The following is a 26,747-nucleotide window of genomic DNA, read 5'->3' on the forward strand; positions in this document are numbered from 1 at the left end:
TTCTTTTTACCCTTTTTTTCGGTGAACAACTGTGGAAATGGTAGTCAGCATACTGGCAATCTCCACTGGTTTGACAATATAATCATCCATACCAGCTGCAAGGGCTGCCTCTTTATCTTCCTTGAAAGCATTGGCAGTCATGGCAATAATTGGAGTCTGACAACGCATATCAGGAAGCGCCCGAATCGCTTTCGTAGCCTGATAGCCATTCATATGCGGCATCTGGATATCCATCAGAATCAGATCGTAATAACCAGCCGGAGCATTTTCCAGCATGGAAAGAGCAACCTGACCATCGCAGGCCAGATCCACATGAATCTGTGCATCTTCCAGAATAGTCTGAGTGATCTCGGCATTTAAAGCATTGTCCTCAGCCAGAAGAATACGAATCCCTGTCAGATTATCGGAAGGAATCTGAGAGAGACTTTCGGAAGCAATCGGATGCTGGTTCGGAGCAATGCGAAGTGGAAGGGTAACGGTAAAACATGTACCCTTTCCCAGTTCGCTGTCTACTGTAATGCGGCCGTTCATAAGTTCCACAAAAGACTTTACAATTTTCAGCCCAAGTCCGCTTCCGATGATACCACTTTCGGAGGAGTTCCGTTCTCTGGAAAAGGCTTCGAACAGATGAGGCAGATATTCCTGTCCAATGCCGATGCCACTGTCCTTTACAACAATGCGAAGCACGAGATAACCATCCAGATCAGAAGGAAATTCGTCCATGTGCAAAGAGATGGTTCCACCATCTGGTGTATATTTGACAGCATTGCTTAGCAGATTCATTACAATTTCCCGAATTTTCATAGCATCACAGATCACATATGGATGAACAATCTGAAAGTCTTTGTGAATTTCCAGATGCTTACGATGTATTTCATTATCCAGAAGTACATCAACTGTATCTCGTAGATTGGAAATATTCCATGGTTCTTCATGCAGAGTTTCTTTACCGCTTTCCATACGAGCCATTTCCAGAATATTTCCGATTAGGGATAACAGAAATCGACTGGCAGATTGAAGCTTCTTCAAATATCCGTTGGTGAGGGCAGGATTTTCCCAATGTGCTTCCATCAGTTCTGCATATCCAATGATGGCATTCATAGGAGTACGCAGATCATGGGACATGGCAAACAGGAAAGCAGATTTGGCCTGACTTCCCTCTTCGGCTTTCTTTAGTGCGCCCTGCAGAATAACCATATCAGAAACATCCAAGAAAGTTGTCACGACAGCACGTTCTCCACTGGGGATCCAGACAATTTTGGTCTTGGCTACAATATGGCATTCTCGGGCTGAACCATAGTTCAGAATGCACTCATAGTCAACAGAATCATTGACATTACGGAGGTTTTTCAAGGCATCTACTGTAGATGAATCCGGATAATATACCTGGGTGAGCATATGTCCCAGGCAATGCTGAGCCTCATCCATATCTTTCAGTCCATACATGCGCAAAGCCTCAGCATTCATATGAATCATTTTATGACCAGGAAGGGTATAAGCCATAAGACCACAATTCTGAATATCCAGCAGATTATGATAATAATCTTCCTGAATGATCTGTTCCTTGCGAAGTGTCTGATTCATTTCAGCCAGTCGGCGCTCTGCAAATTTATCCTGCTCCAGCCGGGCTGTATCTGAGATATCCTGATGTGTACCGATGATACTGATATAATCTGATACCGAAGCATCGCGACTGCCATTACAACGCACCAGCATGTCCCCCTGGATCGGGTGAATGTAACGATAAACGATCTCCGTATGCTGTTCTGCTAATTTACTGGAATATTCTTCAAAAAGTGCCATATCATCCGGGTGGATATGGGAACGGTGAAAGATAAAACGCTCTTGTGCAGTAAGATTTGCCGGTGCACCGATCAGGAGATCCATAACTGCATCGGCATAGAATCTTGGTGGCTGGCCGTCTTCGAGTTCCACACGCCACAGCCCCATTCGGGAAGAATGTAAAATTTCCTGTATATCTATTTCTTTGAGTAAACTCATAAATGGTATCCTTTCTTTGAAAATGTTTTTCGGTTGTCCAATCGAAATTGGCTGCAATTCGTATGCTCAGAAGTTGTAGATCAGGATAAAACCAATATCTGTCACAGAGGCTCCTGGTGCGATAACGGCATTGTAATCTTTTGAAACGATGTGGAGAGTCTGGCTATCCACGATGGTGTAATCTCCATTCCATCCATCGGATAAAGTAATATTGCCAGAAAATGGGAGATCTATTTCCCAACCAGAGAGTTCTGTGTCAGAAGTATTGGTTAAAGTCAGTTGATATTGATAGTAGTGATCACCATTACTTTCCCATTGATTCACAATTTCTGTGGTACAAGTATAGGCGTTTGTGGATAACTGAGATTTCTCAGCGGAAGGATCAGAACCGAATGATTCGGTTTCTGGTTCCGGAACGTCTGTGCCGGTAAGCATTTCATAGAGCCACCGTCCGGCGGGGCTGAGATCTTCGACAGTAAAATCACTGGTTTTGTCACAGGAGGCATTTAAGAGGGCTGCGGATTCCCTTTTGTTACACAGGCTCCAGTTTACACAGCTGACCTGATACTGATCCAGAAGCTGCATCCAGGCATCGGCCTGTCCGATGTCCAAAGCGCCATTTCCACTGGCATCACAGATACTGTATTCCGATACGAAGACCGGAAGCCCCTGATCCAGTGCAGTCTGTAAGGTATTTCGCAGATCTTCTTTATGAGTAGCAGCATAAAAATGAAGTGTATACATCAGGTTGTCATAATCGGTAATCGGATCAGCAGCCGCCTGATCCACATATTGGGACCAGTTGGGGGTACCCACCAGAATCACAGCATCCGGTGCATTGGAACGAATCACTGGAATCACCTGTTCCGCATAGGATTTTACGTCATTCCAGGTGGTACTGCCGTTTGGCTCATTGCAGATCTCATATAAGACGTTATTGTGATCTGCATATTTTTCAGACATTTCTGCAAAGAAAGCAAGAGCCTGCTCCTTGTATTGATTCGGGTCCTGATCGGACAGAATATGCCAGTCGATGATGACGTACATATCCTCACTGGAAGCATAAGAAACACCCTGATCGATCAAGGATTTCAGATGTCCCTGTTCGCCATCTGTACAGTATCCACCGGATTCTGTTGTATACATAGCCAGGCGGATGACATTCACATTCCATTCCTGACGAAGCTGATGAAAAGCTTTTTGATTGACATAGTCCGGGAACCAGGCAAGACCGTGGGTGCTGATGCCTTTTAACTGCACGGCATTTCCATGTGCATCTGTCAGCTGCCGGCCATCCACATGGAGCGCACCATTTACAGACGGGCAGGCTATGGATTTTACAGAAGCTGGCGCGTCAGCATCTGTGGACTGACTGGCATCAGCATGGAACGCTGGAAATACGGCCAGCAAAAGGAACAAAAGAAAAAGGGAAACATGAGATTTCATGGGAGGAACTCCTTTTCAGCTATTTTCCTCATTATAACATGGAATGAATCATTGGAACGGTGTTTTTGGGCATTTTCGTGCCCTTTTTGAATTTGTAGAAAAAAGTAGAAATTATTTGCAATTCTCAGAAAACAGGACTATACTGTACAAGAATAAGAAAAGGGGAGCTTGCCGTAAGCAGGCTGAGAACAGAATGTTTGGTCTGGACCCGTAACCTGATTTGGATAATGCCAACGTAGGGATAGAGCAGATGCATGTGTTTTATGTGCATGGATTTTTAGCGGATATGTCTTTTTGGCATATCCGCTTTTTATGGTTGTCAGAGAAAAGGAGGAAGAATATGTTAGGAGAATGTCTGAAAAGTGTAAGAGAGCAGGTACCACTGGTGCATAATATTACCAATTATGTAACCGTAAATGATGTGGCGAATGTACTGCTGGCCTGTGGCGGCAGTCCGATCATGTCCGATGAACCGCAGGATGTGGAAGATATCACTACAATCTGTGGCGGATTGAATATTAATATCGGAACCCTGAATGAACGCAGTATTGAGGGAATGTTCGCAGCAGGAAGAAGAGCAAAAGAGCTTGGACATCCGATCCTGCTGGATCCGGTAGGTGCCGGTGCATCAAAGCTTCGTACAGAGACTGCACTGAAGCTGATGGAGGAACTGCATCCGACCGTAATCCGTGGTAATATTTCTGAGATTAAGACCCTTGCATTTGGAAGTGGAACAACGAAAGGGGTAGACGCAGATGTGGCAGATGCTGTCACAGAAGAGAATCTGGATGCATCGGTTGCATTTGTAAAAGATTTTGCGAAGAAGAGTGGTTCCATTATAGCGATTACCGGAGCAATTGATCTGGTCAGTGATGGAGAACATTGTTATGTGATTCGCAACGGAAGACCGGAGATGGGGAAGATCACAGGAACCGGATGTCAGTTGTCCGGTATGATGACCGCTTATATTACTGCCAATCCAGATCAGAGACTGGAAGCAGCAGCGGCTGCAGTCTGTGTGATGGGACTGGCAGGCGAGATTGGCTGGAGTCATATGCAGGAATGGGAAGGTAATTCTACTTACCGCAATCGGATTATTGATGCTATTTATCAGATGGATGAAGCCATTCTGGATGAGGGGGCAAAGTATGAATGTCGATAAAAAAGACCTGCTGTTATATGCTGTGACAGACCGTCACTGGTTAAACGGGCGGACATTGTATTCTGTAGTAAAAGAAAGTCTGGATGGGGGAGTAACCTTCCTGCAGCTGAGAGAAAAAGAGCTGGATGAAGTACATTTTCTGGAAGAAGCAAAAGAGTTACAGCAGCTTTGCCGGGAATATCAGGTACCGTTTATTGTGAATGACAATGTGGATATCGCCATTTCTATGAATGCAGATGGTGTCCATGTGGGACAGAGCGATATGGAAGCCGGGGATGTCCGGGCTAAGCTGGGACCAGATAAGATTATTGGAGTATCGGCACAGACCGTGGAACAGGCAGTCCTGGCAGAAAAGCACGGAGCAGATTATCTTGGCGTGGGAGCAGTATTCCCGACCGGCTCCAAGGATGATGCAGATGATGTATCTTATGAGACTCTGAAGGCTATCTGCGAAGCTGTATCTATTCCGGTTATCGCCATCGGTGGTATCACGCAGGAAAATGTAAAAGAACTTGCGGGCAGCGGTATCTGTGGCATTGCTGTGATCAGCGCAATCTATGCACAGCAGGATATTCGGAAAGCGTCAGAAGATCTGAAAAAAGAGACCCAGAGGATGGTGGAAGCATGATCCGGGGAGCAATTTTTGATCTGGACGGAGTATTGCTGGACTCTATGGCAATCTGGAATGATCTGGGAGCCAGATATCTGCTAAAACAGGGTGTTCGGCCAGAACCCGAATTAAGAGAAGTCTTATTTTCTATGAGTATGGAGCAGGGCGCAGAATATATGAAGCAGCAATATCATCTGGACAAGTCGTCAGAAGAGATTCTGGATGGTATCCAGGAAATGCTTCAGGACTTTTACTTTTATGAAGTACAGGCAAAAGTGGGCGCAAAAGAATTGCTGACTTTTTTGCAGGAAAAAGGAATCCCTATGACAGCGGCCACGTCCAGTCCGCGGGAGCATGTGACAAGAGCCTTAAAGAGAAATGGACTTCTGGAGTTTCTGAAGCGAATCGACACCACCAGTGAAGTCGGGGAAAGTAAACACTCTCCACTGATTTATCAAAGGGGTGCAGAATTCCTTGGAAGCAGACCAGAGGAAACACTGGTATTTGAAGATTCCCTGTATGCACTGCAGACGGCAAAGAAGGCGGGATTCCGGGCGATCGGAGTCTATGACAGCGAGGGCGAAACGAACCAGGCAGGAGTGGAAGAAACCGGAGAGGTGTATTTGAACAATTTAAAAGAGTTTATAAGGTATTATAAAAAACTGGAAAGTGAATAACACTCTGCAGAGAGTGTTTGGCCAGCCGTCTCAGGCTGGCAGCGGCAGATTGGGGGCACCACCTTCTGTCGCGATAGAAAACGTATGCGAAAAGGAGAAGAAAAATGAGAAAAACCGCATTAACGATCGCTGGAAGTGATTCCAGCGGAGGCGCCGGCATCCAGGCAGATATCAAGACAATGATGGCAAATGGCGTATATGCCATGAGCGCCATCACTGCTTTGACCGCCCAGAATACCACCGGCGTGACAGCAATTTTAAACGCAACACCAGAATTTTTAGGACAGGAGCTGGATAGTTTATTTACGGATATTTTCCCGGATGCAGTGAAGATCGGTATGGTATCTGACCGTGAACTGATCTGTATCATTGCAGAAAAACTAAAACAGTATCAGGCAAAAAATATCGTAGTGGATCCGGTGATGGTAGCTACCAGCGGAGCCAGACTGATCAGCGAAGATGCCATTGAAACATTGAAACAGGAGCTGTTCCCATTGGCGGCTATCCTGACGCCAAATATTCCGGAGGCAGAAGAACTGACCGGAATAAAGATTAATAGTGCAGAGGATATGATCTCTGCAGCAAGACAGATATCAGAGACTTATCACTGTGCGGTGCTCTGCAAAGGCGGCCATCAGTTAAATGATGCCAATGATCTGTTGTATGCAAATGACAGTTATCAGTGGTTTGAGGGTAAGCGGATTGATAATCCGAATACGCACGGAACTGGTTGTACTCTGTCTTCTGCCATCGCCTCCAATCTGGCAAAGGGTTATGATCTGAATACTTCTGTGAAACGTGCAAAAGACTATATTTCCGGAGCGCTGGCAGCCATGCTGGATCTGGGTGCGGGAAGTGGTCCGATGGATCATGGATTTGCCATTCACAATGTGTATACAGAGGAAAAGGAGGATTAGCAGATGGAACGACGTACATCTCTTATGGAAAATGGACTGATCTGGTTTGGCGCCGGAGTGTCCATAGCAGAGATTTTGACAGGAACTTATTTTTCCTCATTAGGATTTGGCAAAGGGCTGGCAGCCATCCTGATGGGACATGTGATTGGATGCCTGATGCTGTTCCTGGCTGGGGTGATCGGTGGAAAAAGCCGCCTGAGTGCCATGGAGACAGTAAAAAGCAGCTTTGGCAGCCTGGGAGGACTGGTGTTTGCTTTCTTAAATGTCCTTCAGCTGGTAGGCTGGACTGCGATTATGATTTACGATGGGGCACTGGCAGCAGATGGCATTTTTTCCACAGGCAGATGGATCTGGTGTCTGGTAATCGGTGCCCTGATTATTCTGTGGATCGTGATCGGCATCACCAATCTGGGCAAGATCAATACCATTGCCATGGGACTGCTGTTCCTGCTGACACTGGTTCTCTGTAAAGTGATTTTCTTTGATGGCAATGTGATGACAAACGCAGCAGATGACACTATGTCCTTTGGTGCCGCAGTGGAACTGGCTGTAGCCATGCCGCTTTCCTGGCTTCCACTGATCAGTGATTACACCAGAGAGGCAAAAGAGCCGGTAAAAGCAACAGCGGTCAGCGCTATCGTATATGGTCTGGTCAGCTGCTGGATGTATGTGATCGGAATGGGGGCAGCGATCTTTACCGGAGAGTCTGATATCGCACAGATTCTGTTAAAAGCAGGATTAAGCATCGCAGGGCTGTTGATTATTGTATTTTCCACAGTTACTACCACATTCCTGGATGCTTATTCTGCCGGAATTTCCAGTGAATCTATTGTATCAACGATAAAAGGAAAATATGCTGCCATTGCAGTAACCGTTATCGGTACTCTGGGTGCTATCCTGTTCCCAATGGATGATATTACGGATTTCCTTTATCTGATCGGATCAGTATTTGCACCGATGATTGCTATCCAGATCGCAGACTTTTTCATCCTTCACAGAGATAAAAGAGAAGAAAGTTTCGACTGGCGAAATCTCATTATCTGGATAGTTGGATTTATTTTATATCGTATCCTTATGCGAGTGGATCTTCTGGTGGGAAATACCCTGCCAGATATGGTGATTACTGCAGCGATATGTGTAATAGCAGGAAAGATCTGGAAAGAAAACAAATAGTGTAAAAGAGCCCTTTTGTGTGTTAGACTATTCTTATTTTAACAGGACTATTTGATGAGACGTGGAAGTGAGGTGGAAAATATGTTACTGGTAGAATATGACTATGAGACAGATATAGCAGTGCAGAGAGAAGAGGCCTGGGAAGAAGGAATGGAAAAATGAATAATGTAAATGTAAATGCCTCTTGCACAGCCAAAATGAGTGTGCTATACTTGGCTTTGAACAAAAGAGAGCAATACAATTACATAAGTTAAACAAAAGGTGTCAGACAAATTGTCTGCTGAAAAGAGAAACAGGTGTGATTCCTGTGCGAACTCGTCACCGTATTTTGAGAGTGAAGGCTGATGACCACTGGGTAACTGGGAAGGGGGCCGGAGCGTCTGATCAATAAGTCGGGAGAACTGCCTTTTGTTGTACGGGAACCAGAGGTTCCATGTCACGAGGGATTGGCAGTACATATGAACCGAATGAGAGACGGAATGTATTTTCAGAGAGTGTTTACCTCGTGGTGAGCGCTCTCTTTTTAGCATTTAATTTTTATGCGTCATATGCGCAAGGAGGAAGATTCTTATGAAGAGAAAAATGGCAGTGGTACTTTCCGCAGCAATGGTAGCATCTTTACTGACCGGATGCGGTAGCAGCACGACAAAGACAACAGAAGCTGAGACAAAAGCTGCAACTGAAGCAACTACCGAGGCGAAGACGGAAGCAGAGACCACAGAAGGGGCAACAGAAGCAGAGACTACAGAAGCAGCATCGGAAGAAGAGACAACGGAAGCTGCAACAGAGGAAGCTACTGAGGCAGAAGAGACCGAGGCTGCAACAGAAGAAAAAGCAGAGGCTCAGACAGAGGGAGCAACTGAAAAAGCAGTAGCGGTCGCAGCAAGTGAAGCAGAGTCTGAGGAAGAAACCACAGAAGCTGCAACAGAGAAAGAAACAGCTGCTGAAGCTGCAACCGAAGCCGCTTCAGAAGAAGAAACCACCGAAGCAGTATCGGAAGAAGAAATGACAGAGGCAGCGTCAGAAGCAGAAACCACAGAAGAAGAAACCACAGAAGCAGCATCAGAAGCAGCTGATGATGATCAGGCAAAGGCGGATGAAGTAGCAGATCTGATCGATGCCATCTATGTTCAGGAAAGAACAGATGATACAGATGAACAGTGCAAAGCCGCTAAGGAAGCATGGGATGCCCTGACAGATGAACAGAAGGAACTGGTAGAAGGTGAAAATGCAGATCCTGATTACTTCGGAAGAGATACCGGAGATGCCAGCAAGGATGATCCATTAAATGAAGATGAAATCGGTGAAAACGAACTGCTGGTAGTTAGCTTCGGTACATCCTTCAATGACAGCCGTGTGGCTGATATCGGAGGAATCGAAAAAGCCCTTGCAGATGCATACCCAGACTGGTCTGTAAGAAGAGCCTTTACTGCACAGATCATCATCAACCATGTAGAAGCGAGAGATGATGAATGTATCGACAATATGCAGCAGGCTCTGGATCGTGCAGTAGACAACGGCGTAAAGAACCTGGTAGTACAGCCAACACATCTGATGCACGGAGCAGAATATGATGAACTGACAGAGGCAGTAGAAGAATACAAAGATAAGTTTGATTCTATAGTGATCGCTGAGCCACTTCTGGGAGAAGTTGGAGATGATGCAGAAGCAGTCAACGATGATAAAGAAAAAGTAGCAGAATCTATTACGGCAGCAGCTGTAGCAGAAGCAGGATATGATGATCTGGACGCAGCAAAAGAAGATGGAACCGCATTCGTATTCATGGGCCATGGAACATCCCATACTGCAAAGGTAAGCTACAGCCAGATGCAGACACAGATGAATGATCTTGGATATGAGAATGTCTTCATCGGAACTGTAGAAGGAGAACCGGAAGAGACCGCATGCGAAGCAGTGATTGAAGCAGTGAAAGAAGCAGGATACAAGAAAGTAGTACTTCGTCCACTGATGGTAGTAGCAGGCGACCATGCCAACAATGATATGGCAGGAGATGACGAAGACTCCTGGAAGAGTCAGTTCGAAGCAAGCGGAGAATTTGACAGTGTAGACTGCCAGATTGCAGGACTTGGAGAGATCGCAGATATCCAGCAGATCTATGTAGATCATTCAGCAGCAGCCATTGACGAGATCGGTGGAGAAGAAGAGACCACAGAAGCAACATCCGAGGAAGAAACTACAGAAGCAATCAGTGAAGCAGATTCTGAAGAGGAGACTACTGAGGCAGCCACAGAAGAAACAGAGACAGAAACGGAAAAAAAAACTCTAAATTAGAGAATGCCTTAGAAGATGGTACTTATACCGCTGATTTTGATACCGACAGCAGTATGTTCCATGCCAATGAAGCATGTGATGGAAAAGGTACTCTTACCGTAAAAGATGGTAAAATGACCTTCCATGTTAGCCTGGCATCCAAGAACATCGTGAATCTGTTTGTAGGAAAAGCAGAAGATGCACAAAAAGATGGTGCAGAACTGCTTGAGCCTACTACAGATGAAGTAACTTACAGTGATGGAGAGACCGAAGAAGTATATGGCTTTGATATTCCTGTAGAAGCAGTAGATGAAGAATTTGATCTGGCACTTCTGGGAACAAAGGGGACATGGTATGATCATGTAGTCAGCATTTCCAATCCAGAAAAAACAGAATCATAAGCTTGACATTTGTATTCAATGTGGTAGCATAGGAAATACGAAGACGCACAGACGCAGAGTTCGGATTTGAACTCTGCGTCTTTTTTCTTCATTGGGACGGAGTTTTCTGGCATTAAAGAGCCAGAAAACTCCGTCCCCAATGGCTGTCCCCAATGGCTGTCTACTTCAGAAACATATGGATCAGTTTGTTATGAAAGGCACGATATGGCTGGTATCTCATAGGAAGGTCCAGCCATGTTTTTTTATCTACGATGCTCTTATAATGGCTGAAAGTATCAAATCCATCTTTCCCATGGTAAGAGCCCATGCCACTTTCTCCAAATCCTCCAAATCCCATTTCGCTGGTGGCCAGATGGATAATGGTATCGTTGATGCAGCCACCACCGAATCCACAGCGGGAAGTGACTTTCTGTGCAATAGTCTGATCGGAGGTGAACAGATACAGAGCAAGCGGATGGGGCATGGCTTGGATCTGACTGATGGCTTCATCAAGTGTCTTGTAAGTGAGCACTGGCAGAACCGGGCCAAAGATCTCCTGACCCATGACGGAATCCTGGAAGGTTACGTGATCCATGACCGTAGGAGCAATCCGCAGATGTTCCGGGTTGGTTTCTCCACCGACTACAACTTTAGATGGATCTATCAGAGAACAGATACGTTGAAAATGTTTCTCATTGATAATGTTTCCATAGTTGGCATTGTTTAATGGCTGTTTTCCAAACTGTTTGCGAATCTGATGCCGGATCTCTTTGAGCAGTGCATCTTTCACGGATGCATCACAATAGATATAATCCGGTGCTACGCAGGTCTGACCACAGTTCAAATATTTTCCAAATACGATTCTTTTGGCAGCCAGCTTCAAGTTGGCGCTCTTTTCCACAATGCAAGGGCTCTTTCCACCCAGCTCCAGGGTAACTGGTGTCAAATGTTCTGCAGCTTTTTTCATGACTTCTTTTCCCACAGACTGACTTCCGGTAAAGAAAATATAATCAAATTTTTCTCCAAGAAGGCAGGTATTTTCAGCGCGTCCTCCGGTGATAACAGAAACATATTCTGGTGAAAAACACTCACTGATCATACGGTAAATAACGGCGCTGGTATTCGGGGAGTAAGCACTTGGCTTGATTACAACAGTATTCCCTGCGGCAATTGCATCCACCAGAGGCTCTATGGTCAGCAGAAATGGATAGTTCCATGGACTCATTATCAGCACCACACCATGTGGAGATGGCTTGCGATAACTTCTGGAATGAAACTGTGCCAGAGGTGTGTGAACCCGTTTCTCTTTTGCAAAAGAGCGCACATGCTTCAGCATATAACTGATCTCGCTTAAGGTAAGGCCGGTTTCGCACATATAGCTCTCGAAGTTACTCTTTCCCAGATCTTTTTGAATGGCAGCGTGGATCTCTGATTCATATTTTAAAATAAAAGCTTTTAATTTTTGCAGGGACTGAATGCGAAATTCCACATCCAGAGTATTGCCGGTAAGAAAAAAGCTTCGCTGTCCGTCTACGATACAGCGGATTTCCTGTTCAGTCATTGCTCACACCTCCTGATTTGATTCTTCAGTTTCGTTTTTCTCCATTAAAAGATAATAAAACGATTCCAGCTGTCTGGCATCCATAAGAACTGGTACGGGATAAAGGGGGTTGGCTTCTTTTTCGGCATAAAAAGCCAGCTTTGGAATGTCTTCTTCCCGAATTTGAGGAATGGTATCGCCGATGGAAAAACGTTTCTTCATATCCTTGATGGCCTGAATAAACTGCGTGGCAGCCTGTGACTCCGTGGCAGTCTCGTCTGCGACTCCTGCGGCGATGGCCAGCTGATGAAGCTTTGCATCGATTGTATGTCCGTAAGATTCCAGTACAAACGGGAGCAGGACGGCATTGGCCAGTCCGTGAGGCACATTATATTCTCCGCCCAGTGAATGAGCCACTGCATGAACATATCCCACATAAGACTTGGAAAAAGCACATCCTGCAGAAAAAGCTGCCAGCAGCATATTCTTTCTTGCTCCCAGATCAGAACCGTCACAGTAGGCACGGTCGATGTTTTCAAAAATCATTTTTACAGCAAAAAGTGCATCCGCTCTCGTGCCGGCTGTAGTAGAATTGCCTATATAGGCTTCCACGGCATGCGTCAGTGCATCCATGCCGGTGGTGGCAGTGAGGGCAGGAGGCAGACTGGCAGTGACCTTTGGATCCAGAACGGCGACCTGCGGAATCAGGGGAAAATCATTGATGGGATACTTGTGACGCGTCTCGGCATCCGTAATTACAGCAGCCAGAGTGGTTTCACTTCCGGTCCCGGCTGTGGTAGGGATGGCAATGAGAAGAGGCAGTCTCTTGTGTACCTTCAGAATCCCCTTCATTTTTGCAAGGGACTGATGAGGTTTGGCCACCCTGGCGCCTACGGCTTTGGCGCAGTCGATACTGGAACCTCCGCCAAAGCCAATGATGGCATTGCAGTCGTATTCATGATAAAGGGCAAGTGCTTCATTGACATTCGTAGTGGTAGGATTAGCCACTGTGCCATCATAGATGATATAAGGAATAAAATGGCGGTCCAGGGTATCCTCCAGACGGGTAATCAGGCCGTGACGGATGATACCGGTATCGGTAATAATCAGCACATGATCACACTTTTTCTTTTCCAGAATTTGCGGAATGCCGTGGACAGAGTGGATAATCTCTGGTTTGCGATACGGCAGAAATGGGAGGGCTGCTTTCAGGACAGACTGAAACATTCGACAGTAGGCTTTTTTCAATGGATTCATAATGACATATCTCCTAAAAACTTTTAAAATCAAAACTTTTCATGTTAAAAATATACGCTCAGGAGATACAGTTTGTCAATGTACCGATTGGTATGGAGAAAACGTTGTTGACAAAATGAGTAATGCAGCAGTAAGTAAAATTTGCAATTCTTCATAAGTACTCATAATAATCACACAACATAATACATGAATATAGCAACAAAAAGAAGATATATAAATAACAATATAGACTTACAATTTGACTGTCTCTGTGCTATGATAAAACGAGTAAATAAAGAGATGGAGAACGTTATGGCAAAGTTATATTTCCGGCATGGTGCCATGGGAAGTTCCAAGACAGCCAATGCCCTGATGGTAGTATACAATTATTATGAAAGAGGCAAAAATGCCCTTCTGGTGAAGCCACAGCTGGATACCAGAGACGAGGGCGTGGTACGCAGTCGGATTGGTCTGGAACAAAAATGCAGATATGTGGAAGAACTGGTACAGATGGAAGACAGAGAGATACAGGAATATGACTGCGTGGTGGTGGATGAAGCGCAGTTTTGTAAAAAATCAGATATCGAGTTTTTTGAACATATAGTAGATGATCTGAACATACCGGTGATCTGCTATGGACTGCGTACGGATTTTCGCAGGGAGCCTTTTGAAGGAAGCATATGGCTTCTGGCATGGGCAGATGTAATCGAAGAACTGAAGACGGTATGCTGGTGTGGAGATGGAGCCAGCTGCAATACCCGCTTTAATGAAAAGGGAGAGATTATCCGGGAGGGGGCTCAGGTATTTCTGGGAGCGAATGATGACTACGTGGCGTTGTGTCGCCGCCATTACAAAGCGGGAAACCTTGGACCCCAAATAAGAAAATAAGCAACTGTGAAGGTACCGAACAGTTGCGAAAATAAAAAAGCAGACAGCATCCGGGAAAACTCCCGGATGTATTTATGTTAAAACTTTATCATTCACTAGGTAGCAGAATACTCCTACAAATTGTATGAAAATGTTGGGAAATATGACAGAAAACGTGGCTTGAAAAACTGGAGTAATTTGGTAAAATGTCAATAAAGGTTCGGATTTCGAAAAATCAAAACTGATATCATGTATTTGGAGGAAAAGTAAATGATCGTTATTGGCGAAAAAATCAATGGTTCCATTCCATCTGTAGCAGAAGCTATCGCAAAGAGAGATGCAGACTTCATTAAACAGAGAGCAATTGCTCAGACAGAAGCAGGAGCAACCTTTATCGACTGCTGCGCATCTGTACCGGAAGCAGAAGAAGTAGAGACATTAAAATGGATGATCGAGTGCATTCAGGAAGTCACAGATCTGCCAATTTCTGTTGACAGTCCAAGCCCGGATGTCCTGATCGAAGCATATAAGTTCTGTAACAAACCTGGTATTTTCAACTCTGTATCAGGTGAAGGTGACAAGATCGACAAGATCTTCCCTGAAATGGTAAAACCAGGAAATGAAAAATGGCAGGTTATTGCACTGCTCAGTGATGATACAGGTATTCCAAAATGTGCAGCTGACCGTCTGAAAGTATTTGATAAGATTATGGCAAAAGCAAAAGAATATGGTATCGCACCGAATCGTATTCACATCGACCCACTGGTAGAGATGCTTTGTACATCAGAAGATGGAATTGCTATGAATATTGAAGTAATCTCCACTATTCGTAAGCAGTATCCGACGATCCACATTACAGCGGCTGTAAGTAATATTTCTTTCAACTTACCTGTTCGTAAACTGGTGAACTATGGATTTACTGTACTGGCTATGAACTACGGACTGGACAGTGGTATTCTGGATCCTTGCAACAGAGATATGATGGGTCTGATCTATGCAACAGAAGCACTGCTTGGACAGGATGACTATTGTATGGAATACATCACAGCATACAGAGAAGGACGTATCGGACCGGTTAAAAAATAAGAATTACGAATGAAAAAGTTTGCGGAAACTTTTCATAAATAAATCAAACACCCAAGAAAATATTTAGGAGGTAGAATCATGGGATCAATTAATGAAGTAGCTGAATTAGTAGAAAAAGGTAAAGCAAAACTGGTAGGAGCAGCTGTACAGGACGCACTGGATTCCGGATGTGACCCAACAGAGATCCTGAACAAAGGTATGATTGATGCAATGGCTATAGTTGGTGAAAAATTCAAAAACGGAGAAATCTTCGTTCCAGAAATGCTGGTTGCAGCACGTGCTATGAAGAAAGGTGTAGAAGTTCTGAAACCACATCTGTCTTCAGGATCTACAGGATCTAATGGTAAGCTGATTCTTGCAACAGTAGCAGGTGACCTTCACGATATCGGAAAGAATCTGGTAGGCATGATGATTGAATCAGCAGGTTTTGAAGTAATCGACCTTGGAGTTGATGTTCCTGCTTCTAAGATTATCGAATGCTACAGAGAAAACCCAGATACAAAGATCATCGCTCTGTCTGCTCTGTTAACAACAACAATGCCATCTCTGAAAGATACTGTTGCAGCAATCGCAGCTGAAGATTTCAGAAAAGATATCAAGATCATGGTTGGTGGAGCACCTATTACACAGGAATTCGCTGATGAGATTGGTGCTGACGGATATTCTGAAGATGCAGCTTCAGCAGCAACACTGGCTAAGAAACTGGCAGGTGCAGCTTAAGAAAATATGGAAGGCTGTTGAACCCGAAAAGGTTTAACAGCCTTTTTTTTTGATTAATAATTTGCTATAATAAAAGCAGTATGAGTTTGGAGGCATAAAATGGGTGTAGTTATATTTATCAGAGAACAGAAACAGATCGAAGTCCCAGATGGGACGACCATTCTGGAGGCAGAGATTCAGGCGGGATTGTGTCCGGATGCACCCTGTGGGGGACAGGGTAAATGCGGAAAATGTCTGGTAAAAATAAATGGAGAGATAGTAAAAGCGTGTCAGACTCTGGTACATAGTGAAATGAAAGTAGACACACTGATTTCCAGTCAGAAGCATGCTATTCTGACGGAGGGGCTGAATCGTCCGGTAGCTTTTAAACCAGGACTTTTTATTCATCCGGTGAAACTGGAGAAGGCAATCGCCGGAGATAATCGCTCCGACTGGGAACGTCTGGTGACAGAGGTAAGAAAGACATCCGGTCTGGAAATGACGCATGTGGAGCCCAATCTGAAGCTGGCAGCTTCTCTTTTTGACAAAAGAAAAGAAGGAGAAGACTGGTTTGCGATACATACCAGAGACAGCATTCTGGAATTGAAAAAAGAAAAACCGAAGGCTTATATGACAGCCTTTGACATAGGAACTACAACAGTAGTAGGTTATCTGATGAACGCAGAGAATGGAACGGTATGCGCCATTGAGAGTATGATGAATCCGCAGGCACAGTACGGCGCAGATGTGATCATGCGAGCTAATTATGCATTGGAACATGGCGTGGAAGCACTTAGCAGTTGTATTCAGACAGCGATAGACGAGCTTTTGCACAAATTGGCGAAAAAGAAAAAGATACAGCCGGAAGAGATCTATCAGGTAAGTATTGTGGGAAATACCTGTATGCATCATCTTTTTCTGGGAATTTCACCTGGATCGCTGGTACATGCTCCGTACAATCCGGCATTCAGTGAACGGCTGACGTTGAAGGCGAAGGAATATGGACTGCATATTCATCCACAGGCGCAGCTGCTGATGCTTCCAGATATAGCCGGTTATGTAGGCGCAGATACCTGTGGCTGTCTGTTGGCGTTGCGTCAGGATTTAAAGGATGAGATATCTTTGATGATTGATATCGGTACCAATGGAGAAATGGTGCTGGGGAACAAAGAAAAAATGGCTGCCTGTTCCACAGCAGCCGGACCGGCTTTTGAAGGAGCCAAGATCGAATGTGGAATGCGTGGCGCAGCCGGAGCGGTGGATCATGTAGCTTATGAAGACGGATCATGGACCTATACCACGGTAGATCATCAGCCTGCCATCGGATTGTGTGGATCGGGTCTGATAGACCTGGTTGCGCAGTTGTATAAAGCTGGCCTGATTGATGAAATGGGACATTTGGAAAGTGGTCAGGAAAACGACAGTATTTTTGTTCTGGTGTCACCGGAAAAAGCAGGAAATGAAAAAGGTGTTTATCTGACTCAGAAGGATGTGCGGGAAGTGCAGCTGGCCAAGGCAGCCATTGCAGCAGGCATTCAGCTGTTGATGAAAGAACTGGGAATTACTGAAAAAGAGATCCAGAAGATCTACATTGCAGGTGCGTTTGGCAATTACATGAACCCTGCTAGTGCCTGTGCCATCGGGCTATTGCCGCCAGAATTGGAACATCTGGTAGAGCCTGTGGGAAATGCTGCCGGAGAAGGTGCCAAGATCGCATTACTAAATACAGATGAATTAGAAGCGACAGACAGGCTGGTAAGGGGCATTCGTTTTCTGGAACTGGCTGCATCAGCAGAATTTCAGGATACCTTTGTGGATGAACTGGCTTTCCCAGAGGAGGAATAGAAATGTTAGACTATAAAGAATTGGAAAAACAGGGACTGGCACATGGGTTTTCCCATGTGGCACCGCTGGATTGCAGTACGATAGAATTAATGTCGGAGGTACGGGCAATGTGTGAAAAGAACACCTGCCACCGATATGGAAAGTGCTGGAGCTGTCCTCCGGGGTGTGGAAGCCTGGAAGAATGCCAGAAGATAATAGATGCCTATCAGCATGGTATTATTGTGCAGACTGTGGGAGAACTAGAAGACGAGCTGGACGGCGAGACTATGATGGAGACAGAGGCGCTGCATAAGGAACATTTTCTCAGTCTGGAAAAAGAACTGAGAAAGCAGTATCCGAAGATGAGACCGATCAGTGCCGGAAGCTGCGTAAAATGTAAGGTCTGTACTTATCCGGATGCGCCATGCCGATTTCCGGATGAAGCATTTTCCTCCATGGAGGCTTATGGCATGCTGGTGACGCAGGTCTGTAAGGCCAATCATATGGAATATTACTATGGTCCATGTACGATTGCATACACAAGCTGTTTCTTGCTGGAGTAATACAATATAAATAGAAAAAAGAAAGCAGTAATTTAAATGAAAGAGATTTTAGAACAGATTCGAACAGCAATAAAAGACGGACATCCGCAGGAGACAACGGAACTGGTGAATACTGCCCTTGCTTCAGGAGTTACGGCAAAAGAGATTGTAGATGATGGAATGCTGTCTGCAATGAAAGATATGAGCGAATTCTTTAAAAACGGAGACAGTGATATTCCAAGGATTCTGGCAGCAGCCAGATGCATCCGAAAGGGTTTTGAACTGATTGAACAGGATGACCGTCTGAGTCAGCAGCCACGAATTGGCAAAGTGATACTGGGAACTGTAGAAGGAGATCTCCATGATGTGGGGAAGAACCTTGTAGCATTGATGTTTCGCAGTGTGGGTTTTGAGGTGATTGACCTTGGAGTAGATATTTCAGAAAAGCAGTTTCTGAAAGCAATCCGGGAGAATCCTGATGTATCAATAGTATGTCTGTCATCGCTTCTGAATACATCCATACCAGAGATGGCACAGGTAGTAAAGAGTCTGCGGCGCAATACAAAAAGAACGTATAAGATTCTGGTAGGCGGAGGTGCTGTGACCAGAGAGCTGGCAGAACAGATGGGAGCAGACGCCTATACAGAGACCGCAGCAGATTGTGCCAGTCTGGCAAAAGAGTTGATAGAGAAGCAGTCGGAGGTGGCGAAAAAGTGAAATTATCAAGTGCTTATCTGGCAGACAGATTAAGAGAACGTTATGAGATCGTCTCGCAGGATCATATTTCCGGTGAGGATGAATATTTTCGGCCATTTTTCCTGACATCCGGAGCAGGCGTGCCCCGGGAAAGAGTCTGTGTAATGACGGGAGCCTATCTGAAACAGCTTCAGAAAAATGAAAAAGGAATGCAGATCTTAAAGGAGCTGGATGATGTTCTGCTGATTCTGACGGAATGGAAGTTTGAGGATCGACAGATTCAGGCACCGAAAAGTCCCTACATTCGTTTGAATGAGACAATTCCTGCCATTGATGTATTAAATACACTTCAGCGTATCTTTGACCGGTGCGATGACTGGATAGACCAGTTGAATACACTGGTACTGCAGAGTGGATCAATTCAGCGTGCGTTAAAGTTATCAGCAGAGATGCTGGGAAATCCCCTGGTCGTAATGGGAATGGATTTTACACTGACTGCGGAAGGCAGAATCGGAGCGATCGCAAAAGAAAATCAGCTCTTTACTGATCAGATCGTGAATCTGGAATATATGAATGCATTTATCCAGGACGAAAGCTATAAGAAGTCACTGACAGCAGAGAAGCCAATACTGCTTCCGGCTTTTATTAACGGATGCAGAATGATCAGTATGAATCTGTGGACAAAGGGAGAAGTAACACATCGAGTGGCAGTTCTGGAATCTCATAATAAGCTGTCAGAAGGAGATAAATGTCTTCTTGCGGCACTTGCGTCTTACCTGGAGTATATTTTACTTCATGAACCATCTTTTCAGGAAAAGGATGATCTGGATGATGTATGTCGTACAATTGTGACAGACCGCACGGCAGATTACCTGACAATGAGTAATCGGCTGGCAGCTCTTGGATGGAGCAGCCGGCATGAATATTTTTGCCTTGTGCTTCAGACTGCCAGAGGGGATAAAGAACATACAGCTGGAACCATCTGCAAATATATCAAAAAGCAGTTTCCACATTCTACCAGTTTTCAGGTACATCAGGAGATCGTCTGCTTTTTTAATCTGACCAGGACTGATCAGACAGAAGAGGAAGTAGAAGCATCATTGATCTATTTTATTCGTGACAGTTATCTGAAGGCAGGATACAGCAGAACGATGGAAGGACACATGAATCTGCGCAGGCAGTATCTGCAGGCTAAGATTGCTCTGGATGTAGGTGGCAGGAAAAAGCCATATGTATGGATTCACAAGTTTGATCAGATCGTACTGACATATATTATGGAGCAGACGACCAAGAGACTGCCAGCTTCCATGTTGTGCCATGAACGTCTCCTGGAACTGAAGAAGCTGGATGAGATACACCATTCTGAATATATGCTGACGCTGCGCACCTATCTGGAACAGAACCTGAATGCTACGCAGACAGCAAATGAGATGTTTATTCACCGTAGTACATTCCTGTATCGTCTGGAAAAGATAAAAGCAGTGCTCCAGTCCAGTCTGGAGGATCCGGATGAGATCTTTTATTTAAATCTCTCGCTGCGTCTTCTGGAGCAGGAAGAAAAAGAAGGATAGAAAAGAGGCATAGGAGGACAGTATGAAAAGATGGAGTAGAAAAGTAATGATAGCAGCCGCCGTGATGCTTGCAGGAAGTCTGCCACAGGCTGCAACAGCAGAAGAAAGCCAGACAGCTGAGACAGAGGAAGTAAGCAGTATGGTAACTGTACAGCAGCTGGGGCTGGAAGATGGTACCTATATTGCGGATGGAACTCTGGAAGGAGGAAGCGGAAGAGCTACGATTTCCTCACCGGTGGAGCTAACAGTAAAAGATGGACAGATGACAGCCAGGATTGAATTCAGCAGTCCTTATTATGATTATATGATTGTGGATGGGGAAAAATACGAACCGGAAAATACGGAAGGAAATTCACAGTTTACGATCCCGATGGCCGGATTTGATGCTGGTGTTCCGGTGACTGCTGATACGGTTGCCATGAGTGAGCCACATGAGATTGATTATGAGATCGTTCTGGATTCCGCCACGTTGAAAAGCTGGGATGGACAGACAAAAGAGTCAGAAGCTGTAACAGAGGCAGATACCACCGTACCTGATGAAACAACGGAAAACACCGACGGTGTCAAAAGCACCGGAACCGGGCTGGAGCATGAGATACTGGAGATCCCGGGGCTGACGTATGATCATAGTATGGAACTGGAGTATGCCACACAGTTTGCAGTGGATTACTATCAGGATGACTATGCAGTGATTACGATTGCGCAGGAAGGGTCTTATCTGGTCGTGCCGGAAGGAAAAGAGGCGCCGGAAGGGCTGGATAAAGAGATCAAAGTCTTGCAGCAGCCATTGGATCATATCTATCTGGTAGCGACTTCTTCTATGGATCTGTTCCGCGCCATTGGTGGCATTGAAAATATCACATTGTCAGGAACTGATGCGAATGGCTGGTATATTGAGGAAGCAAAAGAAGCTATGGAAAATGGCAATATACAATATGCAGGAAAATACAGTGCACCAGATTATGAACTGATTCTGGCAAATGGCTGCGATCTTGCGATAGAATCAACCATGATCTATCATTCTCCTGATGTACGGGAGAAGCTGGAAGAATTTGGCATTCCGGTGCTGGTAGAGCATTCCAGCTATGAAAGTGATCCACTGGGACGCATGGAGTGGCTGAAGCTGTATGCAGTACTTCTGGATAAAGAGGAAGAGGCTGATGCGTACTTTCAAAGTCAGACGGATATGCTGACGGATGTCCTGGGAGCAGAAAATACAGAGAAAACGATTGCCTTTTTCTCGATTAACTCCAATGGATATGTGACAGTGCGAAAAACCGGAGACTATATCTCCAAAATGATTGAACTGGCAGGAGGTCGTTATATTTTCCAGAATCTGGGGAATGATAATGCGCTTTCCACCATGAATATGCAGATGGAAGACTTTTACGCAGGCGCCTGTGATGCAGATTATATTATTTACAACAGTGCCATAGAGAGTGAATTGCATTCTCTGGATGAATTACTGGAGAAGAGCAGTCTGCTGGCAGATTTTAAAGCCGTGAAAGAAGGAAATGTCTGGTGTACAGAAAAAAGCCTTTTCCAGGAAACGACAGGTATTGCTACCATGATTTCTGATATGCATACGATGTTGACAAGTGATGATCCAGATCTGTCACAGCTGACTTATATGTATCGGCTGACGGATACGAAGTAGAAAGAAGGAAGCTGACGCATGAAGAAAAAAGCACAGATTCGATATGCGGTATCGTTTGTGATATTAATTGTTTTACTGTTGATGCTGTTTTTCTGGAATATCAACGCAGGCAGTGTACAGATGTCGGTAAAAGAAATCTTTGATATCATAGTGAAAAAGACAGGTGAGCAGACGGCTTACAATATTGTCTGGCAGATTCGTCTGCCCCGTATTCTGGCGGCACTGCTGCTGGGAGGGGCTTTATCCGTTTCCGGATTTCTCCTGCAGACGTTTTTTGGAAATCCCATTGCCGGACCATTTGTATTGGGAATTTCATCCGGTGCAAAGCTGGTGGTATCTCTGGTGATGATTTTTCTTCTCAGCCGTGAGATTGCGTCCAGTTCCCTGGTGATGATTCTGGCTGCTTTTGTGGGATCTATGATATCCATGGGCTTTATCTTGCTGGTTTCCAGAAAAGTAAAGAGAATGTCCATGCTGGTTATCTGTGGTGTTATGATTGGATATATTTGCTCGGCGGTGACTGATTTTGTAGTAACCTTTGCCGATGATTCCAATATTGTGAACCTGCATAACTGGTCACTGGGAAGTTTTTCCGGTACAACCTGGGGGAATGTACAGGTTTGTACGGTAGTGGTATTGATTTCACTTGCCCTGGCTTTTCTTATGTCCAAGCCAATGAGCGCCTATCAGCTGGGGGAAAACTATGCACAGAATATGGGAGTGAATATCAAAGCATTTCGTATCAGCCTTATTTTGCTGTCCAGCGTGCTGTCCGCAACGGTAACAGCCTTTGCAGGTCCTATTTCCTTTGTGGGAATTGCAGTTCCTCATCTGATTAAGTCACTGATGAAGACGGCAAAACCAATTTTGATTATACCTGGATGTTTCCTGGGAGGTGCAGTATTCTGCCTGTTCTGTGATCTGATCGCAAGAACGGTATTTGCACCGACAGAGCTGTCTATCAGTTCCGTGACAGCGATATTTGGAGCACCGGTTGTGATCTATATGATGGTGAGGAAACAGCGATGATGGATGAGAAAAAAGATTATTTTGTATATACAGATAAAATGACGGTGGGTTATAATGGTGAACCGTTGATCAGAGATATTGAGATCCGGCTGAAAAAAGGAGAGATTCTGACGCTGATCGGACCAAATGGCGCCGGCAAATCCACCATTTTAAAAAGTATTACCAGACAACTGACGCTGATTGCCGGAACCGTGTATATTGATCGGCAGTCAATCCGTGAAATGACGGAAAAGGATACCGCAAAGAAGATGGCAGTGGTGCTGACGGAGCGTATCCGGCCAGAGCTGATGACCTGTGAGGATGTGGTAAATACCGGACGTTATCCTTATACCGGGCGTCTTGGTATTTTAAGCGAAGAGGATCATCAGAAAGTGCAGGAAGCTATGAAGCTGGTACATGCGGAAGAACTGGCAGATTGCGATTTCTCTGAAATCAGTGATGGTCAACGGCAGAGAATTCTGCTGGCCAGAGCCATCTGTCAGGAGCCAGAGATTATTATTTTGGATGAGCCGACTTCTTTCCTGGATATTCGACATAAGCTGGAACTGCTGACGATTCTGAAGGATATGGTCAGACAACGGAATGTGGCGGTGATCATGTCTTTGCATGAACTGGATCTGGCACAGAAAATATCTGATCAGGTAATCTGTGTGCACGGCAATAAGATTGAGCGTTACGGAGCACCGGAAGAGATCTTTACGTCTGATTATATTAAGACACTGTATGGAGTGACGAAGGGCAGCTATAATGCAGACTTTGGCTGTCTGGAGCTGGAACCGGCACGGGGAGAACCGGAGGTATTTGTCATTGCGGGAAATGGCAGTGGCATACCGGTATTTCGTAAGCTGCAGCGAAAAGGCATTCCATTTGCAGCCGGTGTGCTGCATGAAAATGATATTGACTGCCAGGTGGCAAAAGCACTGGCGGTAGAGGTAGTAACGGAGAAGGCATTTTGCGAAATCAGTGACAGTACGCTGGACCGGGCGAGAGCATTGATGCATCGCTGTAAAAAGGTAGTTTGCTGCCTGAAAGAATATGGCACCATCAATGAAAAGAACAGACTGTTGCAGGAGGAGGCGGAAAAAAATGGGAATTGTGTATGAAGAAGACCAGAAAGTTTTTGGACTTCATACAAAGCATACCACATATCTTTGTGGACTGACGGAAGATGGTCAGTATCTTGGACATATCTATTATGGAAAAAGAATGACAGACCTGTCAGCATCTTATCTGCTGAGGACAGAAGAACCGCCTTTTACGCCGGAGACAAATGTACGGGAAAAGGCTTCTTTTATCGGGTGTTTTCCACAGGAATATCCGACAGCCGGACTGGGAGATTACCGTGAGACAGCTCTGGCTGTGCGGACAGAAGCGGGGCATCGGGGATGTGAGCTCCATTACGAAAAACATGAGATTTTTCATGGCAAGAAATCGTTGGCAGGTCTTCCTGCAACATTCGGATCTGAAGAAGAATGTGAGACACTGGAGATCACCCTGAAAGATGAACTCCTGGATCTGGAAGCAGTACTTTGTTTTTCTGTTTTTGAAGATGTGGATGTCATAGCCCGAAGCGTGCAGATTATCAATGCAGGAACGGCGCCATTGTATCTGGAAAAAGTATTGAGCGCATGTCTGGATATGGATAACGAAGGTTTTGAGATGATGACACTGACCGGGGCCTGGGCAAGGGAACGGCAGATTGAGAGAACACCGCTTCCCAGAGGAAGACATCAGATTGGCTCCTGGAGAGGAGAGAGCAGTCATCAGGAACATCCATTTCTGGCGTTGGTGACACCTGGAACCAATCAGGATATGGGTGAAGTCTATGCGATGCATTTTGTGTATTCCGGAAACTTTATGGCGCAGGCGGAAGTGACAGAATTCGATACTGTTCGCATGGTAATGGGAATTCATCCAGAAGGATTTTCTTGGAAACTGAATCCACAGGAGACATTTCAGGCACCAGAAGTGGTGATGGTTTATTCTGATGCAGGAATCGGAAAGATGACAAAGACTTTCCATGACCTCTATCGTAAACATTTGATTCGCAGCAAATATCTTCATGAGAGCCGCCCGATTCTGATTAATAACTGGGAAGCAACTTATTTTAACTTTGATACAGAAAAGCTCCTGGATATTGCCAGAGAAGCGAAAAAGTCTGGCATTGAGATGCTGGTAATGGATGATGGCTGGTTCGGAAAAAGAAACAATGATGACAGCTCTCTTGGGGACTGGATTGTGAACGAAGAAAAGCTGCAGGGAGGCCTGAAAGTACTGGTTGACCGGGTAAAAGCACTGGACATGAAGTTCGGTATCTGGTTTGAACCGGAAATGGTGTCACCGGATTCTGAGCTTTTCCGAAAGCACCCGGACTGGGCCATTCAGATCCCTGGAAGAGAGCCATTGATGAGCAGAGCACAGTATGTGCTGGATCTGACCAGGTCGGAAGTGGCGGATTATATTTATGAAAGCGTGGCAAAGATTCTACGGGAGACCGGTATCGATTATGTAAAATGGGATATGAACCGGCAGCTGACGGATATTGGAAGTTATGGCCTGACGGCAGAATGTCAGGGGGAACTGATGCACCGTTATATGCTGGCTGTCTATCAGATGCAGGAACGTCTGGTAACAGAGTTCCCCGATTTATTGTTAGAAAACTGTTCCTCAGGAGGTGCAAGATTTGATCCGGGTATGCTGTATTACAGTCCTCAGATCTGGTGCTCTGACGATACTGATACGATCGAGCGCCTTTCCATTCAGGAGGGAACGGCAATGCTGTACCCGTTGTCTGCCATGGGGGCACATGTCAGTGACTGCCCGAACCACATTACCGGGAGAACAGTACCATTTCAGACCAGAGGGCACATTGCGCTGGCTGGAACATTTGGCTATGAACTGGATATCACCAGAATCTCTGAAGCTGACAGGGCACAGATACCGGAACAGACAGCGATGTATCATAAGTACAATGAGCTGATTCGAGAAGGTGATTATGACCGAATTGCGTCCTGGCGAGAAAATCATTTTTATGACTGCTGGCAGGTGACAGACAAAGAAAAGAGTGAAGCACTGCTGACTTATGTACAGGTGCTGGCACGTCCAAATGTGAAGAGCCGGAGGATTCGCTGGAAGAACCTGATCCCGGAAGCACAATATGTGCTGGAAGAGACCGGAAAAGTATACAGCGGCGAAATGCTGATGCAGGCTGGCATCCTCATTCCACCGCTGAAGGGAGATTACTGGAGTAAGTTATATCATGTGGTCAGGTTATAATAATGCCATACGGATTGCTCCGTACTTCGTACTCTCACATCTCCGTTTCACTCCGGTCGGTGCTAAACATGTGCCACCGGCACATAG

General features: G+C 45.3%; 22 protein-coding genes and 1 riboswitch. Of the genes, 18 read left to right on the forward strand and 4 right to left on the reverse strand.

Going from position 1 to position 26,747, the window contains the following annotated elements; all coding sequences use genetic code 11:
- Positions 1-6 precede the first annotated feature (6 nt).
- Together OCV47_RS04420 and OCV47_RS04425 are read right to left on the reverse strand one after the other, a co-directional pair.
- Positions 7-2,001, reverse strand: a complete 1,995-nt coding sequence (locus tag OCV47_RS04420) for a hybrid sensor histidine kinase/response regulator (RefSeq protein WP_262654059.1) — start codon at positions 1,999-2,001, stop codon at positions 7-9.
- Between the two features lie 66 nt (positions 2,002-2,067).
- Entirely contained in the window at positions 2,068-3,447 is a 1,380-nt protein-coding gene (locus OCV47_RS04425; protein WP_262654061.1) for a cellulase family glycosylhydrolase, read from the reverse strand.
- A gap of 340 nt (positions 3,448-3,787) precedes the next feature.
- Here OCV47_RS04425 and thiM point away from each other — a divergent pair, with 340 nt between their 5' ends.
- From thiM to OCV47_RS04460, 7 genes are all read left to right on the forward strand, one after another.
- The gene (gene thiM, locus OCV47_RS04430; protein WP_256300530.1) at positions 3,788-4,609 is read left to right on the forward strand and encodes a hydroxyethylthiazole kinase; all 822 of its coding nucleotides are present in this window, start codon (positions 3,788-3,790) and stop codon (positions 4,607-4,609) included.
- Positions 4,596-5,237, forward strand: a complete 642-nt coding sequence (thiE, locus tag OCV47_RS04435; protein ID WP_262654063.1) for a thiamine phosphate synthase — start codon at positions 4,596-4,598, stop codon at positions 5,235-5,237. The genes thiM and thiE overlap by 14 nt, the downstream gene beginning before the upstream one ends.
- Positions 5,234-5,896: an HAD family hydrolase gene (locus OCV47_RS04440; RefSeq protein ID WP_262654065.1), complete on the forward strand. Its 663-nt coding sequence runs from the start codon at positions 5,234-5,236 to the stop codon at positions 5,894-5,896. Before thiE ends, OCV47_RS04440 begins: the two co-directional genes overlap by 4 nt.
- A gap of 104 nt (positions 5,897-6,000) precedes the next feature.
- On the forward strand, positions 6,001-6,813 hold the full coding sequence (gene thiD, locus OCV47_RS04445) for a bifunctional hydroxymethylpyrimidine kinase/phosphomethylpyrimidine kinase (protein ID WP_262654066.1): 813 nt from the start codon (positions 6,001-6,003) through the stop codon (positions 6,811-6,813).
- 3 nt (positions 6,814-6,816) lie between these two features.
- Positions 6,817-7,986, forward strand: coding sequence for a putative hydroxymethylpyrimidine transporter CytX (gene cytX / locus OCV47_RS04450; protein WP_262654067.1), 1,170 nt, complete (start codon positions 6,817-6,819; stop codon positions 7,984-7,986).
- A 242-nt stretch (positions 7,987-8,228) separates the two neighbouring features.
- Positions 8,229-8,409: riboswitch (cobalamin riboswitch) on the forward strand.
- Between the two features lie 582 nt (positions 8,410-8,991).
- The gene (locus OCV47_RS04455; protein ID WP_262654181.1) at positions 8,992-10,278 is read left to right on the forward strand and encodes a sirohydrochlorin cobaltochelatase; all 1,287 of its coding nucleotides are present in this window, start codon (positions 8,992-8,994) and stop codon (positions 10,276-10,278) included.
- Positions 10,279-10,331: 53 nt separating this feature from the next.
- The gene (locus OCV47_RS04460) at positions 10,332-10,658 is read left to right on the forward strand and encodes a hypothetical protein (protein ID WP_256301262.1); all 327 of its coding nucleotides are present in this window, start codon (positions 10,332-10,334) and stop codon (positions 10,656-10,658) included.
- A gap of 160 nt (positions 10,659-10,818) precedes the next feature.
- Here the strand turns inward: OCV47_RS04460 and OCV47_RS04465 are convergent, their stop codons facing one another.
- A complete protein-coding gene (locus OCV47_RS04465; RefSeq protein WP_262654070.1) occupies positions 10,819-12,198 on the reverse strand; it encodes an aldehyde dehydrogenase in 1,380 nt (459 codons plus the stop codon).
- Positions 12,199-12,201: 3 nt separating this feature from the next.
- Complete coding sequence (locus OCV47_RS04470) at positions 12,202-13,434, reverse strand: iron-containing alcohol dehydrogenase (protein WP_262654071.1); 1,233 nt, start codon at positions 13,432-13,434, stop codon at positions 12,202-12,204.
- A 291-nt stretch (positions 13,435-13,725) separates the two neighbouring features.
- Between OCV47_RS04470 and OCV47_RS04475 the strand changes: the two genes are divergently transcribed.
- From OCV47_RS04475 to OCV47_RS04525, 11 genes are all read left to right on the forward strand, one after another.
- Positions 13,726-14,301, forward strand: a complete 576-nt coding sequence (locus tag OCV47_RS04475) for a thymidine kinase (protein ID WP_117448924.1) — start codon at positions 13,726-13,728, stop codon at positions 14,299-14,301.
- 249 nt (positions 14,302-14,550) lie between these two features.
- Positions 14,551-15,366, forward strand: coding sequence for a methyltetrahydrofolate cobalamin methyltransferase (locus OCV47_RS04480; protein ID WP_117448923.1), 816 nt, complete (start codon positions 14,551-14,553; stop codon positions 15,364-15,366).
- Positions 15,367-15,444: 78 nt separating this feature from the next.
- A complete protein-coding gene (locus OCV47_RS04485) occupies positions 15,445-16,086 on the forward strand; it encodes a corrinoid protein (RefSeq protein WP_117448922.1) in 642 nt (213 codons plus the stop codon).
- A 99-nt stretch (positions 16,087-16,185) separates the two neighbouring features.
- A complete protein-coding gene (locus OCV47_RS04490; RefSeq protein WP_262654073.1) occupies positions 16,186-17,910 on the forward strand; it encodes an ASKHA domain-containing protein in 1,725 nt (574 codons plus the stop codon).
- A gap of 2 nt (positions 17,911-17,912) precedes the next feature.
- Positions 17,913-18,452, forward strand: a complete 540-nt coding sequence (locus tag OCV47_RS04495; RefSeq protein WP_117448920.1) for a DUF2284 domain-containing protein — start codon at positions 17,913-17,915, stop codon at positions 18,450-18,452.
- A gap of 36 nt (positions 18,453-18,488) precedes the next feature.
- Positions 18,489-19,148, forward strand: coding sequence for a cobalamin B12-binding domain-containing protein (locus tag OCV47_RS04500; RefSeq protein ID WP_262654074.1), 660 nt, complete (start codon positions 18,489-18,491; stop codon positions 19,146-19,148).
- Positions 19,145-20,698: a PucR family transcriptional regulator gene (locus OCV47_RS04505; RefSeq protein WP_262654075.1), complete on the forward strand. Its 1,554-nt coding sequence runs from the start codon at positions 19,145-19,147 to the stop codon at positions 20,696-20,698. The genes OCV47_RS04500 and OCV47_RS04505 overlap by 4 nt, the downstream gene beginning before the upstream one ends.
- 583 nt (positions 20,699-21,281) lie before the next feature.
- Positions 21,282-22,355 carry an ABC transporter substrate-binding protein gene (locus OCV47_RS15985; RefSeq protein ID WP_416888005.1) on the forward strand — a complete coding sequence of 358 codons (1,074 nt, stop codon included), beginning with the start codon at positions 21,282-21,284 and terminating at the stop codon, positions 22,353-22,355.
- A gap of 18 nt (positions 22,356-22,373) precedes the next feature.
- Entirely contained in the window at positions 22,374-23,384 is a 1,011-nt protein-coding gene (locus OCV47_RS04515) for a FecCD family ABC transporter permease (protein WP_262654077.1), read from the forward strand.
- On the forward strand, positions 23,381-24,487 hold the full coding sequence (locus tag OCV47_RS04520; RefSeq protein ID WP_262654079.1) for an ABC transporter ATP-binding protein: 1,107 nt from the start codon (positions 23,381-23,383) through the stop codon (positions 24,485-24,487). The genes OCV47_RS04515 and OCV47_RS04520 overlap by 4 nt, the downstream gene beginning before the upstream one ends.
- Positions 24,471-26,660 carry an alpha-galactosidase gene (locus tag OCV47_RS04525; RefSeq protein ID WP_262654082.1) on the forward strand — a complete coding sequence of 730 codons (2,190 nt, stop codon included), beginning with the start codon at positions 24,471-24,473 and terminating at the stop codon, positions 26,658-26,660. The genes OCV47_RS04520 and OCV47_RS04525 overlap by 17 nt, the downstream gene beginning before the upstream one ends.
- Positions 26,661-26,747 lie beyond the last annotated feature (87 nt).

Origin of the sequence: Muricoprocola aceti (genome assembly GCF_025567005.1) — a bacterium.
Classification (GTDB): domain Bacteria; phylum Bacillota; class Clostridia; order Lachnospirales; family Lachnospiraceae; genus Marvinbryantia; species Marvinbryantia aceti.

Excerpts from the sequence above, each read along its gene's own strand:
- OCV47_RS04425 (WP_262654061.1), bottom strand. The coding sequence starts at position 3,447 with ATGAAATCTCATGTTTCCCTTTTTCTTTTGTTCCTTTTGCTGGCCGTA.
- OCV47_RS04480 (WP_117448923.1), top strand. The coding sequence starts at position 14,551 with ATGATCGTTATTGGCGAAAAAATCAATGGTTCCATTCCATCTGTAGCA.
- OCV47_RS04420 (WP_262654059.1), bottom strand. The coding sequence starts at position 2,001 with ATGAGTTTACTCAAAGAAATAGATATACAGGAAATTTTACATTCTTCC.
- OCV47_RS04520 (WP_262654079.1), top strand. The coding sequence starts at position 23,381 with ATGATGGATGAGAAAAAAGATTATTTTGTATATACAGATAAAATGACG.
- thiM (WP_256300530.1), top strand. The coding sequence starts at position 3,788 with ATGTTAGGAGAATGTCTGAAAAGTGTAAGAGAGCAGGTACCACTGGTG.
- OCV47_RS04475 (WP_117448924.1), top strand. The coding sequence starts at position 13,726 with ATGGCAAAGTTATATTTCCGGCATGGTGCCATGGGAAGTTCCAAGACA.
- OCV47_RS04500 (WP_262654074.1), top strand. The coding sequence starts at position 18,489 with ATGAAAGAGATTTTAGAACAGATTCGAACAGCAATAAAAGACGGACAT.
- OCV47_RS04460 (WP_256301262.1), top strand. The coding sequence starts at position 10,332 with ATGTTCCATGCCAATGAAGCATGTGATGGAAAAGGTACTCTTACCGTA.
- OCV47_RS04515 (WP_262654077.1), top strand. The coding sequence starts at position 22,374 with ATGAAGAAAAAAGCACAGATTCGATATGCGGTATCGTTTGTGATATTA.
- thiE (WP_262654063.1), top strand. The coding sequence starts at position 4,596 with ATGAATGTCGATAAAAAAGACCTGCTGTTATATGCTGTGACAGACCGT.
- OCV47_RS04525 (WP_262654082.1), top strand. The coding sequence starts at position 24,471 with ATGGGAATTGTGTATGAAGAAGACCAGAAAGTTTTTGGACTTCATACA.
- OCV47_RS04440 (WP_262654065.1), top strand. The coding sequence starts at position 5,234 with ATGATCCGGGGAGCAATTTTTGATCTGGACGGAGTATTGCTGGACTCT.
- OCV47_RS04455 (WP_262654181.1), top strand. The coding sequence starts at position 8,992 with ATGACAGAGGCAGCGTCAGAAGCAGAAACCACAGAAGAAGAAACCACA.
- thiD (WP_262654066.1), top strand. The coding sequence starts at position 6,001 with ATGAGAAAAACCGCATTAACGATCGCTGGAAGTGATTCCAGCGGAGGC.
- cytX (WP_262654067.1), top strand. The coding sequence starts at position 6,817 with ATGGAACGACGTACATCTCTTATGGAAAATGGACTGATCTGGTTTGGC.
- OCV47_RS04485 (WP_117448922.1), top strand. The coding sequence starts at position 15,445 with ATGGGATCAATTAATGAAGTAGCTGAATTAGTAGAAAAAGGTAAAGCA.
- OCV47_RS04495 (WP_117448920.1), top strand. The coding sequence starts at position 17,913 with ATGTTAGACTATAAAGAATTGGAAAAACAGGGACTGGCACATGGGTTT.
- OCV47_RS04490 (WP_262654073.1), top strand. The coding sequence starts at position 16,186 with ATGGGTGTAGTTATATTTATCAGAGAACAGAAACAGATCGAAGTCCCA.
- OCV47_RS04465 (WP_262654070.1), bottom strand. The coding sequence starts at position 12,198 with ATGACTGAACAGGAAATCCGCTGTATCGTAGACGGACAGCGAAGCTTT.
- OCV47_RS04470 (WP_262654071.1), bottom strand. The coding sequence starts at position 13,434 with ATGAATCCATTGAAAAAAGCCTACTGTCGAATGTTTCAGTCTGTCCTG.